Annotated in this window: 17 protein-coding genes; 2 read left to right on the top strand and 15 right to left on the bottom strand. The window is 41.8% G+C overall.

Going from position 1 to position 12695, the window contains the following annotated elements:
* Positions 1-385: 385 nt before the first annotated feature.
* Complete coding sequence (locus HF078_RS02785; RefSeq protein WP_148990121.1) at positions 386-622, bottom strand: hypothetical protein; 237 nt, start codon at positions 620-622, stop codon at positions 386-388.
* A gap of 146 nt (positions 623-768) precedes the next feature.
* Between HF078_RS02785 and pdaB the strand changes: the two genes are divergently transcribed.
* On the top strand, positions 769-1533 hold the full coding sequence (gene pdaB, locus HF078_RS02780) for a polysaccharide deacetylase family sporulation protein PdaB (protein ID WP_169289732.1): 765 nt from the start codon (positions 769-771) through the stop codon (positions 1531-1533).
* Between the two features lie 45 nt (positions 1534-1578).
* On the opposite strand, the gene HF078_RS02775 is transcribed toward pdaB, so the two are convergent.
* A complete protein-coding gene (locus tag HF078_RS02775) occupies positions 1579-2181 on the bottom strand; it encodes a KinB-signaling pathway activation protein (RefSeq protein WP_169289731.1) in 603 nt (200 codons plus the stop codon).
* Positions 2182-2338: 157 nt separating this feature from the next.
* Here HF078_RS02775 and gerD point away from each other — a divergent pair, with 157 nt between their 5' ends.
* Positions 2339-2971, top strand: coding sequence for a spore germination lipoprotein GerD (gene gerD / locus HF078_RS02770; protein ID WP_169289730.1), 633 nt, complete (start codon positions 2339-2341; stop codon positions 2969-2971).
* Positions 2972-3010: 39 nt separating this feature from the next.
* Here the strand turns inward: gerD and HF078_RS02765 are convergent, their stop codons facing one another.
* From HF078_RS02765 to rplQ, 13 genes are all read right to left on the bottom strand, one after another.
* On the bottom strand, positions 3011-4057 hold the full coding sequence (locus tag HF078_RS02765; RefSeq protein WP_148990118.1) for an Mrp/NBP35 family ATP-binding protein: 1047 nt from the start codon (positions 4055-4057) through the stop codon (positions 3011-3013).
* Positions 4058-4178: 121 nt separating this feature from the next.
* On the bottom strand, positions 4179-4901 hold the full coding sequence (cwlD, locus tag HF078_RS02760) for an N-acetylmuramoyl-L-alanine amidase CwlD (RefSeq protein ID WP_169289729.1): 723 nt from the start codon (positions 4899-4901) through the stop codon (positions 4179-4181).
* 62 nt (positions 4902-4963) lie between these two features.
* Positions 4964-5404, bottom strand: a complete 441-nt coding sequence (locus HF078_RS02755; RefSeq protein WP_169289728.1) for a YbaK family protein — start codon at positions 5402-5404, stop codon at positions 4964-4966.
* A 125-nt stretch (positions 5405-5529) separates the two neighbouring features.
* Positions 5530-5973 (bottom strand): hypothetical protein, encoded by a 444-nt coding sequence (locus tag HF078_RS02750; RefSeq protein WP_169289727.1) that lies wholly within the window; start codon positions 5971-5973, stop codon positions 5530-5532.
* Positions 5966-6736: a hypothetical protein gene (locus HF078_RS02745; RefSeq protein WP_169289726.1), complete on the bottom strand. Its 771-nt coding sequence runs from the start codon at positions 6734-6736 to the stop codon at positions 5966-5968. Before HF078_RS02745 ends, HF078_RS02750 begins: the two co-directional genes overlap by 8 nt.
* 15 nt (positions 6737-6751) lie before the next feature.
* Positions 6752-7069 (bottom strand): hypothetical protein, encoded by a 318-nt coding sequence (locus HF078_RS02740; protein WP_169289725.1) that lies wholly within the window; start codon positions 7067-7069, stop codon positions 6752-6754.
* A gap of 372 nt (positions 7070-7441) precedes the next feature.
* Positions 7442-7834, bottom strand: coding sequence for a 30S ribosomal protein S9 (rpsI, locus tag HF078_RS02735; protein ID WP_060666582.1), 393 nt, complete (start codon positions 7832-7834; stop codon positions 7442-7444).
* 20 nt (positions 7835-7854) lie between these two features.
* Positions 7855-8292: a 50S ribosomal protein L13 gene (gene rplM, locus HF078_RS02730; RefSeq protein WP_060666583.1), complete on the bottom strand. Its 438-nt coding sequence runs from the start codon at positions 8290-8292 to the stop codon at positions 7855-7857.
* Between the two features lie 164 nt (positions 8293-8456).
* Positions 8457-9203 (bottom strand): tRNA pseudouridine(38-40) synthase TruA, encoded by a 747-nt coding sequence (gene truA, locus HF078_RS02725; protein WP_346775303.1) that lies wholly within the window; start codon positions 9201-9203, stop codon positions 8457-8459.
* 14 nt (positions 9204-9217) lie between these two features.
* Positions 9218-10015: an energy-coupling factor transporter transmembrane component T family protein gene (locus HF078_RS02720; RefSeq protein WP_346775302.1), complete on the bottom strand. Its 798-nt coding sequence runs from the start codon at positions 10013-10015 to the stop codon at positions 9218-9220.
* Positions 10005-10880, bottom strand: a complete 876-nt coding sequence (locus tag HF078_RS02715; RefSeq protein WP_169289722.1) for an energy-coupling factor ABC transporter ATP-binding protein — start codon at positions 10878-10880, stop codon at positions 10005-10007. Before HF078_RS02715 ends, HF078_RS02720 begins: the two co-directional genes overlap by 11 nt.
* Positions 10856-11689 (bottom strand): energy-coupling factor ABC transporter ATP-binding protein, encoded by an 834-nt coding sequence (locus tag HF078_RS02710; RefSeq protein ID WP_169289721.1) that lies wholly within the window; start codon positions 11687-11689, stop codon positions 10856-10858. Before HF078_RS02710 ends, HF078_RS02715 begins: the two co-directional genes overlap by 25 nt.
* A gap of 575 nt (positions 11690-12264) precedes the next feature.
* A complete protein-coding gene (rplQ, locus tag HF078_RS02705) occupies positions 12265-12627 on the bottom strand; it encodes a 50S ribosomal protein L17 (protein ID WP_010191541.1) in 363 nt (120 codons plus the stop codon).
* Positions 12628-12695 lie beyond the last annotated feature (68 nt).

The raw sequence follows: 12695 nt of genomic DNA, 5'->3' as shown, positions 1-12695 counted from the left end.
CTCTCCAATAAAGAGTCTGAGCTTTTGCTCAAAATTTGCTAGCTTGTGTTACTTAAAATCATTTTGTCGTGTTCCGTAGAACCGACGTTATGACGCTGTTGTTTTGTTTAGTTTTCAAAGATCATTTTCATCAGTCCGTCGCTCAGAAGCGACTTTTCTAATGTACCATATTGACCAAGTTGATGTCAACATGTTTTTTATTTTTTGTCTTGCAAGCTTTTATGTATCTCGCAGCGACGAATAATAATATACCACGGATTTTCTTTTTCCGTCAACTACTTTTACAAAGTTTTTTTAATTTGTTTTTCTGACGTACTTTCTTCTTATATACAAGTGTTGAAAAAACAAATAAAAAGCCGCAATTAGTGCGGCTGATTGGATAGCTCTAATAGGATTCTCTTTCTCTAAAGACGGCTTTGGATCGAATATATTTCATACACTCTGTGGGCGGCGCGATACGGGTGAACATTTTGTAGAGAATTTGATAGCGTTCTTCCATGGCATGCTTTACCACTCTATCGATGCGATGATCATCAAAATCGTGTAAGAGTTCTTCTAGTTCTCTTTTTAATAAGTATTCCATTTCTTTTACTTCTTTATTGTTTAACAGCATCCCTAACATTTCTTCACCTCTAAAAAATACTTTATAGTGTATTTTTTCCACCAAACTGGTTTTTATGAAACATTTTCCTAAATATTTTTTGCATAAGATTTGTCCTACTGAATATTTATGAGAATAGATACTGTGGACAAGGAAGGGGGCTAAGCATGACTAATTTCTATGTAATTAACGGAAGAAAGCTTAAGCAATTATCCATCATCATTTTGGCGGCATTCTTCACTGCAGGGATTTTATATATAGAAAACTTTTCGAACCAGCCTGTGTTTTCAACCAAGGATGGACCGCGGGCAATATATAAGGGGGAAGGGGGTAATAAGGAAGTTGCGTTGTCCTTTGATATTAGCTGGGGTGATGAAAAGGCACTTCCCATCTTGGATTTATTGAAACAAAATGGCGTAACTGGTGTGACATTCTTCCTATCTGCTTCTTGGGCGGAGAGGCACCCGGATATTGTAAAAAGAATCGTGGAAGATGGACATGAGATTGGCAGCATGGGGTATGCGTATGAAAATTACCGGGATCTTGAAGACTTAAAAGTAAAGAGGGACATCTTAAAATCCTTGGATGTATTTGAGAAGTTAGAGGTAAAGAAAGTTAATTTACTACGCCCACCTAAAGGGGCTTTTGATAAACGTGTACTTGAGATTGCCAATTCCCTTGGTTTTACCGTAGTGCATTGGAGTGTGGATTCACATGACCTGATCAACCCTGGGAAAGAAATTATTGTGGATAATGTGACAAAGAATTTGAGCAATGGAGATATCGTTCTTCTTCATGCCTCCGATTCTGCCAAACAAACAGAGGACGCCTTACCGGAAATTATTCAGTTCATTAAAGATAAAGGCTACGAAATCAGTAGCGTCACCGAATTGATCAATAACACCAAAGCGAAAAGCAAGGAAGTACAATAACTCCAAAAAAATGGCGCCTCTCCGTATCGGAGAAACGCCATTTTTTTATTTTGTCACAGATGCTTTATTCAACCTGTGCAACAACAGAAGCTGATAGGAGTTACATGCCAATAAAGGAAAGAGCATAAATAGCAGCCATCCCGGTTCATTTTCCCTAAGGGCAGGAAACCATTCAATCGTTGTTACCACAACCATAAAGAACAACGCAGGAATAAATGCGTGTTTATTAGTCTGCGTCTTTTTCACATAGGCTACAAGCAAGCCGTACACTAATAGAAATATTGGAAAGGCGAAATAAGGAAGTAAGGAATCGCCTTCATTTGCAAAAGATATGTATCGGAAATACACAAGATCAAATAATACGAAAATAATTAGCACCACTTGTACGGCACTCCATAGGGATTTAAAAATACCCAAGCCAAATCGGTGGATCGTCAAGTAGGCAAAGAAGCCCATTTGACTAATAATACTAAATATCAAGCCTACTCCTATATACCAAGCAATGATTGATAGGAATTGAAGGTATTCTCCATTTGCAAATTGTGCTGTATGTTGATCCCAACGGACTATGAACGCAACAATAACGGTAGTTACTGCTCCGACTAGTAGCGTGGAAAGAAATAATCGAACCCAATTACGACTGTTCACTTTCTTTTCCTCCATTTAACACAGATTAAAGACACTAGTTCCCATTTTACCAATGTAACCAGTAAAAATCCATCATCCTCTCCATGCAAATTTGTATATTTGATTAACTTTGTCACATATTAATCGTATGAAATACATGTTGGAAGGAGTTTTCTTGATGAAAAGCTACCTTTTGCCGCCTCTCCTTCTTTCCCTCCTTCTTACTGGTTGTGCAGAGAGTGAAAAAGGCGGTCAAATGGATTACGACGAAACAAAAAAAATGGTTGTAGATATATTAAAAACAGACGATGGAAAAAAAGCGATTGAAGAAATCATGGCTGACGATAAGATGAAGGCTAACTTTGTCTTGGATCAGGAAGTGGTGACAAAATCGATTGAACAGACGCTAGATAGTGAAAAGGGTGCCGAATTTTGGAAAAAGGCATTTGAAGACCCTAAATTTGCTGAAACTTTTGCAAAGAGTATGCAGAAAGAACATGAAAAACTTATTAAAGATTTGATGAAGGATCCTGAGTATCAGGCTATGATGGTTCAAATTTTGCAGGACCCTGAAATGGAAAAGCAAATGATCACTGTGATGAGTGGACAGGAATACAAAAAACATCTGCAAAAAGTAATCACCGAGACTTTTGAGAGTCCATTATTTAAAGCCAAACTACAAGACCTATTGTTAAAAGCCGCTTCTGAAATGCAAGGCGGTGAAGGACAAGGTGGCGGTGGGCAAGGCGGTGAAGGTGGCGGTTCGGAAGGCGGGCAAGAGTCCGGCGGCGGTGAAGGCGGCGGCGGATAAAAAAACAAGCAGACCCACTGACTGGGTCTGCTTTATCTATTACGTTAATTCCACCACTTTTGATGCGATACTTAAATAAATTTTACCTAGATCATGGTCTTCTTGGTAGATGGACGGAGCAAAATCATCGTCATTCCAGTCAGGCTGTTGTAATGGAAGTTGTCCGAGCAGTGGCGCCTGCAACTCTTCTGCCAGCTTGTCTCCTCCACCTTTTCCAAATACATACTCTTTTTCACCTGTCTTCTTGCTTTCAAAGTAAGCCATGTTTTCAATGACACCAATCACTTCATGGTCCGTTTTGATTGCCATTGCCCCTGCTCTCGCTGCAACAAATGCTGCTGTCGGATGAGGAGTCGTTACGATTAATTCTTTACAGGACGGAAGCATGGAGTGCACATCAAGCGCCACATCCCCTGTTCCAGGAGGCAAGTCTAGTAGCAGGTAGTCTAAATCTCCCCACTCCACTTCGTTAAAGAAACTGTTCAACATTTTGCCAAGCATCGGGCCTCTCCAGATAACTGGGGAATTGTCCTCTACAAAAAAGCCCATAGAGATTACTTGCACACCAAAACGTTCCACTGGAATGATTTTTTCACCGCGCACTACCGGACGTTTCGTAATTCCCATCATATCAGGCACGCTAAAACCATAAATATCTGCATCAATTAAGCCGACTTTTTTCCCAAGACGCGCCAATGAAACTGCCAAGTTGACGGACACAGTCGATTTTCCAACGCCGCCTTTTCCAGAAGCAATGGCTAAGAAGGTTGTTTTGTTACTGGATAGAAGTGTTTCTTCCTCTTTAGGAGCTTCTACACCAAAACGTGCGACTACCTCTTGTGGAAGTTCCATGAAACGCAGGCCAACCGTTGCCGCTCCTGCTTCTTTTAACAGGTTAACGATGGTGCCTTGCAATTGCATCTGCTCTGCCGTTCCAGTCTTGGCAAGCGCCACCTTCACACTCACATGGTTTTTTTCTTCCTTGATAGAGATTTCTTGTATCGCGTTTGTTTCTTCAAATGTTCTATGTAAAAACGGATCATGTAGATCTTTTAGTAACTGTACAACTTTAGCTTCTGTTAACACTCTGACCCCACCCTTATGTGATAATAGTCTATTTTCAGAATTGAATTCGTTTACAATTTTAGTATAACATATAGATCGCTTGAATTTATCGTTATGTGCCTATAAAAAATCCCCCTTTTTATTACTGAGGGGGATCGGGTAACTCTTGTTCATTTGTATAATGACGCATCACTCCATTATAGATGGATGCCGCTAAGGATTTTTGGTATTCTTCTGTATTCAATAACGCCCGCTCGGATGGATTGGACAAGAATCCAACCTCTACTAGAGCACCAGGTATTTCAGCATTTTTTAAAATAAATAGTGTATTCATCGATTTAGCATAACGGTCGGTATTTTCAAGGTTGACCCGGAACTCTTCTTGGATAAACTTTGCTAAACGTTCATTTTCCTTATGCTTCGTTCCATGATAGAAGGTTTGGGCACCTCTCCATCTTGGTGACGGAATGGCATTTAAGTGAATGCTGAGAAAAAGATCTGCATCTGATTCATTGATCATTTCAATCCGCTTCCGCAAGTCCTCTACTTTTCTGCGGCTATAGCCTTTAGTCTCAGGATCTGCAAGGTCAACATCCTCTTCCCTAGTCATGAGTACCAATGCCCCTTGTTCCTGAAGGTAATCCTTCACATAACGCGACACTTCAAGTGCCACGTCTTTTTCTAAGACATCGCCCCCGACCGCTCCTCCATCAGGCCCACCGTGTCCAGGGTCAAGGATGATAATTTTCCCGCTCAACGGCAGACTCCACTGCTCCCAGGTATCTTTTGAAAATAACTGATATTGAAAAACGGCAGTGACCGTTAAGATTACCGTTAGAAAAGCCCAGAATTTCCACCTTTGCATATGTACCCCTCCCGCATGTCCACTCTATACACTATATGGGACAAGGGGGAAGTTTATGATAATTAGTGCAATCTCATGCGGTACCTTTTTTCACCTTTATGGAAGCCTTCACGCCACCAATAATCAATAAAGGCATCGCATGTCATATAAAAGGATTCATGAACCATATCATTGTCACCGATTGAGCCCCAGTACAAGAAATAATCGTACAAAGTATCAATCAAATATTTCTCTTCCACATGGCAGCGTGTTTTCACCTGCTCTGCGTTTTCACCATAATACCCAAATTTGCTATATGAAGCACCAAGAAGATAAGCTTCAATTGCTACATCAAGGCAGCCTTCTTCAATGGCAGTTACCTGCTTTTTATTCTTTAAGTATGGTGAGAAAAAATCCTTCACCTTTGTCCGTAAAACCTCGAGTGAAATTTCACGCAGCATCTTGCGCTCATATTTCATCTGCTTTTCCCGGCGCTTTTCCTTGAAGGTTGTTACTACAGTCATCTCTTTCACACCCTTTCCCGATTAGTTTCCTAATGGGCGAGGGCTTTCATGCGTGAAAAGAATGAGTACGTTTTTCCAAGTATGGAATTGAAAAAAACCTGTGCAACTAGGCGCAGGCAAATGGACTACTCTGATTGGTAAAGCGCATTTTCGCCAGCTTGTTCTAGTTTCATGTACGCTTCCTCCATAATTTTCTCCAGTTCGCTTATAAACTGATCTCGCTTACTTTCCTCATTAAATTCGATGGTTTGAATAAGCTGCTCGGTATAGCTTTTTAGCTCTTGCTTGCTCTTATCCGCCTCTTTCGATGTAAAATCGGCTAGCTCCTTATTAGCCTGATTTAATAAAACAGCGATTTCTTCTTTCAACACAGACATCTGCGCTTCTTTTTCTATCATGATCTCTTCTTCCAAAGACTGAATAGATTCCTGTTGCTTGCCTTCAAACCAACTTGTGAGCAAAGATTGAATATTGGAACTAGCATATGCCGTTTTCCATTCCACTGTAAAAAGAAGTGCCAAGACCATCATCATCACAATAAACAGCCTTTGATGGCGTTTGTTAGTCATTAATACTTTCCATTACTTCATCAAGACTTGCTTTTGCTTCTTCTTCCAGTTCCAATGCCTTCGCTGTGATAATATTTTGCTGTTCACTAACCAATTCATTGATGATAGATGTTAATGCATCACGCAAGTCGGTCAATTTGTATGTGATCTGCCGCTCCAGGTTATGTCTGCTTACCTGCTCTTCCATCGCAAGTTGTGCGGACAGTTCTTCTTTGGCCTGTGCTATAGCCTCTTCTAACTCTGTAACCGCTGAATCTTTTGCGGAGGTCAACTCCTGCGTCATTTCGTTTACAGCAACTTGTCCTGTTTCACTGGTGAAGTTCTGGAAGCTTTCTTCGACCGTACCCATCGCTGCATCTCCCTGGTTCTGGATAGCCATGTATCCTTCAAGGAAAATGTGCTGATACACTTGATAGTTCATGTCTGCAAGCAGTTCTGCTTTCTCTTCGTCAAGTGAAGCTATATACTCATCCTTCGCACTCATAATTTCGGTGCCTGCTCTTGTTAACTCGGCTTCCATTTTTTCATTGATTTTAACGCCTGCACCAACTTTCAGCTGTTCACTAGTTGCTGCCCAATTTTCAAATGCCTCACTAGCTGCAGCTTCATTATCTGTCAAGATTGACTGCTGTGTATCGCTGAATAATCCATCATACCATTGTCTCAATGGCGATCCTTCACTTGCACTTGCAAAAGTCATCCCTACACCTGTCACTAAACCTACCGCTACTGTCCCTGCTACTAATTTCTTTTTCCACGTCATTATATCTCTCCCCTTTTAATTTTTATTATTTTCATCTAATAATTCTTCGAGATATTGCTCAAGTTCATGGGTCAGTTCATCGTCCAGCTTCGATTGGTGTTCATCGTAATAACTGTGCAGTGTATTTCGTTTCAACTGTTCCTTTGCTTGTGTGAGTTGTTGTATGTAATCTGCTTGGTGGTTTTTTATATTGCTCTTTGTTGAGGTGGTGGTGGACTTGAAGAACTCTTTTAATTCTAAGGAGTATTGGGAGCTGTCTATTTCTAGGAGTGGTTCTAAGAAGATGTTGCTGAAGTTTCCTTGATTAACATACCCTTTAATATTTTCTGTCATCCAGTCTTTAAGGCTTCCCCAGCTAGATGCTTGGACTTGAGTGCCAGCGAAGAAAAAACAAGACAGAATCAGAAACGAAAACATAAACTTATTTCTAATGACTCGTTACCTCCTTTTCTTCTTTATTAAGAACTAATGATAAAGGAAATTCTAAAATTTAATAAGTTGCATAATGCCTATTTTATTCACTATATAGAACGGTACGAATTGGTTTATTTTACCTATTTTAATTTAAATTCTAGGAAAGTATGTGAATTACTGCTTGGGTAGAATGGCGGACTAATGGCGGACAAACATATCTACCTTTTGTCCAAACACCAAAAAACCCCCAACCACAAAGGGTCGGGGGTTTTCCATATTGGAATCCGAAGATTAACGTTTTGAGAACTGAGGTGCACGACGAGCGCCCTTAAGTCCGTATTTTTTACGCTCTTTCATACGCGCGTCACGAGTCAGAAGACCTGCACGCTTTAAAGAAGCACGGAACTCAGGATCAGCTTGTAATAATGCACGAGCGATTCCGTGACGGATCGCACCAGCTTGACCAGTGTATCCTCCACCGTCAACGTTTACTAATACATCGTAGTTACCTTCTGTTTCAGTAACTGCCAATGGTTGTTTAACAACGTTACGTAGAGCTTCGAATGGGATGTAGTTTTCGATATCACGATCGTTGATCACGATTTGTCCGTTACCAGGAACTAGACGTACACGTGCAACGGAGCTTTTACGACGACCTGTGCCGTAGTATTGTACTTGTGCCAAAGTTATACCCTCCTTATTAATTAACCGCGAAGTTCGTAAACTTCAGGTTGTTGTGCTTGGTGTGGATGCTCGCTTCCAGCATACACATTCAATTTTTTAGCTTGCTGACGTCCAAGACTTCCTTTTGGAAGCATGCCTTTGATTGCTAGTTCTAACATCTTTGTAGGATAGTTAGTACGCATTTCTAAAGCCGTTCTTTGTTTAAGTCCACCTGGGTGCATTGTGTGACGGTAGTAGATCTTACCGTTCAACTTGTTACCTGTTAAGTGGATTTTTTCTGCATTGATGATGATTACATGATCTCCAGTGTCTACGTTTGGAGTAAAAGTTGGTTTATGTTTACCACGTAAAATGGATGCAACTTCACTTGCAAGACGACCTAAAGTTTGACCTTCAGCGTCAACCACGTACCATTTACGATTTACTTCGCTAGCTTTCGCCATAAACGTTGTACGCATTAAATTTCCCTCCTAAAAAAAATAAACCTTTTATTTTTCATTTCTTCATATATTTTATTCAACACGATGAAACTCTTCCGGGGCTTGATCGTGGGGTTAAAATACATACCATGTGATATCTTATATCTTTTTTGCGATATTGTCAAGAAAATGTTACACCAGGATTAGTTGTCATCATAAACCACGTCCCAAAGGTATAAACCGTGTGCTGGTGCCGTTTTTCCTGCCGCTCCCCGATCTCTTGCTTCCAGGATTGAAAAAATATCTCTTGGTAATTTTTTACCTTGTCCTATTTCCAGTAAAGTACCTACAATGATGCGGACCATGTTATATAAAAAGCCGTTACCGACAATGCGGAACACAAGCTCCTCCCCATTCAACTCTACATCAAGCGAGTAAATGAACCGCACCTTGTCCTCCACTTCCGTTTTTGCAGAACAGAAACTGGTGAAGTCGTGTTCTCCAATAAAATGCCCACACGCCTCCTTAACAGCTTCTAAATCTAACGGGTAAGGGTAGTGAAACACTTGATTTCGGTCAAAAACATTAAAGTCCTTTGCAAGGCTCACCTTGTAACGGTACTCCTTTTTTACCACATCAAAACGCGCGTGAAAGTCCCCTGAGACAGACTCCACTCTCTTCACCCAAATATCTTTTGGCAAATGAGCATTCAGCGCCTTCTGCCAGGCTGCCTTAGGAATGGTTAAAGGAGAATCATAGTGCAATACTTGACCTACGGCGTGAACACCTGCATCGGTGCGGCCTGAAGCGGAAACCTTTATCTCCTTCCCTTTGTGGATTCGAGACAAGGCCTTCTGGACCTCCAGCTGAACTGTACGCTTTTCCTTTTGAATCTGATAGCCTTCAAACTGTGCCCCGTCATAGGTTAGGGTACATTTCAATCTATTCATCATATCTAACTCCATTATGTTCGAATAAGAACTAAGATAAACGTAAGGATAGCCAGCGTCACCAACAACAAAGTGTCTTTCCACTGCCATTCAAGCAGACGGAATTTCGTTCTTCCTTCGCCGCCTCTATACCCTCGTGCTTCCATCGCCGTAGCAAGCTCCTCTGCGCGTTTAAACGCACTGATGAACAATGGGACAAGCAAAGGCACCAATGCCTTAACACGCTCTTTCAGAGGTCCTACAGTGAAGTCTGCACCTCTCGCACTCTGCGCCTTCATAATTTTGTCCGTTTCTTGCATCAAGGTTGGGATGAATCGCAAGGAAATTGACATCATAAGCGCAAGTTCATGAACAGGGACCCCTACCTTTTTAAACGGACCAAATAACGTCTCCATCCCGTCAGTCACCTCAATTGGTGTAGTGGTCAAGGTAAGGATGGTGGTGATCGTAATCAAGAATAAAAAACGCAAAGATATAAAGATAGCCTGTATGATGCCTTCTTCGTACACTTCAATAAAACCTACTTCAAAGAGCAAGTTGCCCTCTTTTGTTAAAAAAACATGAAAAAGCATGGTGAAAATAATGATCCAGAGAATCGGCTTCAAACCTTTTAATATAAATGGAACCGGTATTCTGGTAAGCAACACAATGGTCAATGTAAAGGCAGCAAGCATGGCATAGCCCCAGACATTATTGGCAATAAACACAACCATGACGAAAATAAAGACAAGCAGCAATTTTGCTCTCGGATCCATCCGGTGAATAAGAGAGGTACCCGGCACATAACGACCGATTATTAAATTATTCATCACCCTCACCCCCCTTTTTCAAACGGGAGGCGATCGCTTCTGCCACTTCTTCAACAGTCAGACACACTTCACTGAATTCTAAATTCAAACGCGAACCCAGCTCTTTCATAAACAAAACCGTCTCCGGAACGTCCAGCCCAAGTTTCTTAATTTCCTCTGCCTGGCTGAATATTTCCCTTGGTGTCCCTTTTAACCCAACCGTCCCTTTATTCATGACCACAATCGAATCTGCGTACTTTGCCGCATCCTCCATGCTGTGTGTGACTAGAATGGTGGTAAGGTTCTGCTCTTTATGCAGTTTATAAAACAGGTCCATGATCTCTTTACGTCCTCGTGGATCGAGACCAGCTGTCGGCTCGTCCAGTACAAGGACTTCCGGTTGCATTGCAAGCACGCCGGCAATGGCAACCCTGCGCATCTGTCCCCCACTTAAATCGAACGGAGAAGACTCCAGATATCTATCTGGCAGACCGACAAGCTTAAGTGCTTCTCTAGCCCGTTTTTTTGCTTCCTCTTCAGGAACACCAAAATTAAGCGGACCAAAACAAACATCCTTCTCCACGGTTTCATCAAACAACTGGTGCTCAGGGAATTGAAAAACAATTCCTACCTTTTTACGCAGGGCTTTTATATTCTTTTCTTTTTTATTCGCATGTAAGGTGATATCTCCAACTTGAATGCTTCCACTCGTAGGTCTTAACAGTCCATTAAGATGTTGTAACAATGTAGACTTCCCGGACCCTGTATGGCCAATAATGGAGGTATAGGAGTTCTCAGGAATTATCATGTCTACATCATAAAGCGCGACCCTTTCAAAGGGAGTATTCAGCTGATAACGATGCTCTAAATCTTTGATTGTAATTTGCATAACTCATTCATCAGCCTTTCCCTATTGGTCGGGTCTGTATCAAACTCCACACCCAACTGTTGCAGTTTATTCGCCAAGATGATAGGAAAAGGCAAATCAAGACCTATCTCCACAAGCTTATCTCCCATTAGAAAAACTTCCTCGGGGGTTCCTTCGCCATACACTTCTCCTGCGTTCAGTACAATGATTCGGTCTGCTCTTGCTGCCTCTTCCAGATCATGGGTAATGGATATAACCGTTACTCCCACCTGTTGTCTAAGCTCTTCTATTGTGTCAATTACTTCTTTCCGTCCAATAGGATCGAGCATGCTTGTAGCTTCATCCAAAATGATAATGGATGGTCGCAGCGCAATTAAGCCTGCAATCGCCACCCGCTGCTTTTGGCCTCCAGAGAGCTGATGTGGCTCTTGGGTTAAAAAAGATTCCATCCCTACTTTTTCAATCCCCTCTGCCACGCGGGAAATCATTTCTTCACGGGGGACGCCAATATTTTCTAAACCAAACGCAACATCGTCCTCTACCGTTGAGCCTACAAATTGATTATCGGGATTTTGAAAGACCATTCCTACCTGCCTTCTAATATCCCAAATCGTATCTTCTGCTAACTTTATTCCCTGCACGGTAACAGATCCTTCTGTCGGAAGCTGCAAGCCGTTTAATATTCTAGCCAACGTGGATTTGCCTGAGCCGTTATGGCCAACGATGGCGGTCCATTCTCCTTGTTCCACTTTAAGGTTAATATTCTTTAACGTATTCTCTTCTTGGTTTGCGTAGCGGAAGGACAAACCCTTCACTTCTAAGATGGCCATCGAAAATACAACTCCTCTCTTCTCCGCTTAACTGACTCTCTCTATTATAGCCTTTCAACTCAAAAGAACTCTACTAACACCGCTGTTGATTTCCGCAAATGGCTTCGCTTTCCTAGGGGCGCTGCTGGAGCCTCCTCGGCAAGCCTGCGGGGTCTCCACCTAGCGCTACCTCCCTCAGGAGTCTACGCCTTTTGCTCCAATCAACAGCTATAAATTTTATAGAATATTGGTTGAAAGATTTCACTTCATCTCGAAACTTTAGGAAAAATACTTAAACTTGAATATAGTGAAACCAGTAACCCCCTGTTGCTTGGAGTGCAAGGTGTGAGACTCCTGCGGGGGAGAAAAGGTTGGTTTAGACCCCGCAACGAAGTGAGGAGGCTCAAGCACCTTCCCGCGGAAAGCGAACACCTGGAACGCAAAGCAACAAGGGCGTTAAACCAAATCCATAAATCAAGACAAAAAAATAAAGGGCTTAGATCAGTCATTACAACTGTCCGCCCTTATTTATGACTGACTATAGTAAGCTCAAAGATTCGTTGCCTCCTCTTTAGCCCACTATCATCTAATATATATTATACAAGTTCAATGATAACCATTGGAGCTCCGTCTCCACGACGAGGTCCAAGTTTCATGATACGAGTGTATCCACCTTGACGCTCTTCATAACGTGGAGCGATATCAGCGAATAACTTTTGAACTGCGTCTTGACCAGTTTCTGCGTTCGCTACTTCATGACGAACGTAAGAAGCTGCTTGACGACGAGCGTGTAAGTCACCACGCTTACCAAGAGTAATCATTTTTTCTACTAAAGAACGTAATTCTTTCGCACGTGCTTCTGTAGTTTCAATGCGCTCGCTGATGATCAAGTCAGTAGTCAAGTCACGTAACATTGCTTTACGCTGTGCGCTAGTACGACCTAATTTTCTGTATCCCATGTTGATGTTCCCTCCTTCTGTAGAAAGTCATGAAACGTTCAAACACATAAAGATGCCTAGTTTTCCAA

Origin of the sequence: Bacillus sp. RO2 (assembly GCF_012911845.1) — a bacterium.
In the GTDB taxonomy this organism is placed as follows: Bacteria; Bacillota; Bacilli; order Bacillales; family Bacillaceae_I; genus Sutcliffiella_A.
Note: the sequence above shows the minus strand (reverse complement) of the source record. Positions and strands in the feature narration are given on the sequence as shown.

Bases quoted from the DNA above. Each gene is read 5' to 3' on its own strand.
- HF078_RS02785 (WP_148990121.1), bottom strand. From the start codon at position 622: ATGTTAGGGATGCTGTTAAACAATAAAGAAGTAAAAGAAATGGAATAC.
- pdaB (WP_169289732.1), top strand. From the start codon at position 769: ATGACTAATTTCTATGTAATTAACGGAAGAAAGCTTAAGCAATTATCC.
- gerD (WP_169289730.1), top strand. From the start codon at position 2,339: ATGAAAAGCTACCTTTTGCCGCCTCTCCTTCTTTCCCTCCTTCTTACT.
- cwlD (WP_169289729.1), bottom strand. From the start codon at position 4,901: ATGCAAAGGTGGAAATTCTGGGCTTTTCTAACGGTAATCTTAACGGTC.
- HF078_RS02755 (WP_169289728.1), bottom strand. From the start codon at position 5,404: ATGACTGTAGTAACAACCTTCAAGGAAAAGCGCCGGGAAAAGCAGATG.
- HF078_RS02750 (WP_169289727.1), bottom strand. From the start codon at position 5,973: ATGACTAACAAACGCCATCAAAGGCTGTTTATTGTGATGATGATGGTC.
- HF078_RS02745 (WP_169289726.1), bottom strand. From the start codon at position 6,736: ATGACGTGGAAAAAGAAATTAGTAGCAGGGACAGTAGCGGTAGGTTTA.
- HF078_RS02740 (WP_169289725.1), bottom strand. From the start codon at position 7,069: ATGACAGAAAATATTAAAGGGTATGTTAATCAAGGAAACTTCAGCAAC.
- rplM (WP_060666583.1), bottom strand. From the start codon at position 8,292: ATGCGTACAACGTTTATGGCGAAAGCTAGCGAAGTAAATCGTAAATGG.
- truA (WP_346775303.1), bottom strand. From the start codon at position 9,203: ATGAATAGATTGAAATGTACCCTAACCTATGACGGGGCACAGTTTGAA.
- HF078_RS02715 (WP_169289722.1), bottom strand. From the start codon at position 10,880: ATGCAAATTACAATCAAAGATTTAGAGCATCGTTATCAGCTGAATACT.
- HF078_RS02710 (WP_169289721.1), bottom strand. From the start codon at position 11,689: ATGGCCATCTTAGAAGTGAAGGGTTTGTCCTTCCGCTACGCAAACCAA.
- rplQ (WP_010191541.1), bottom strand. From the start codon at position 12,627: ATGGGATACAGAAAATTAGGTCGTACTAGCGCACAGCGTAAAGCAATG.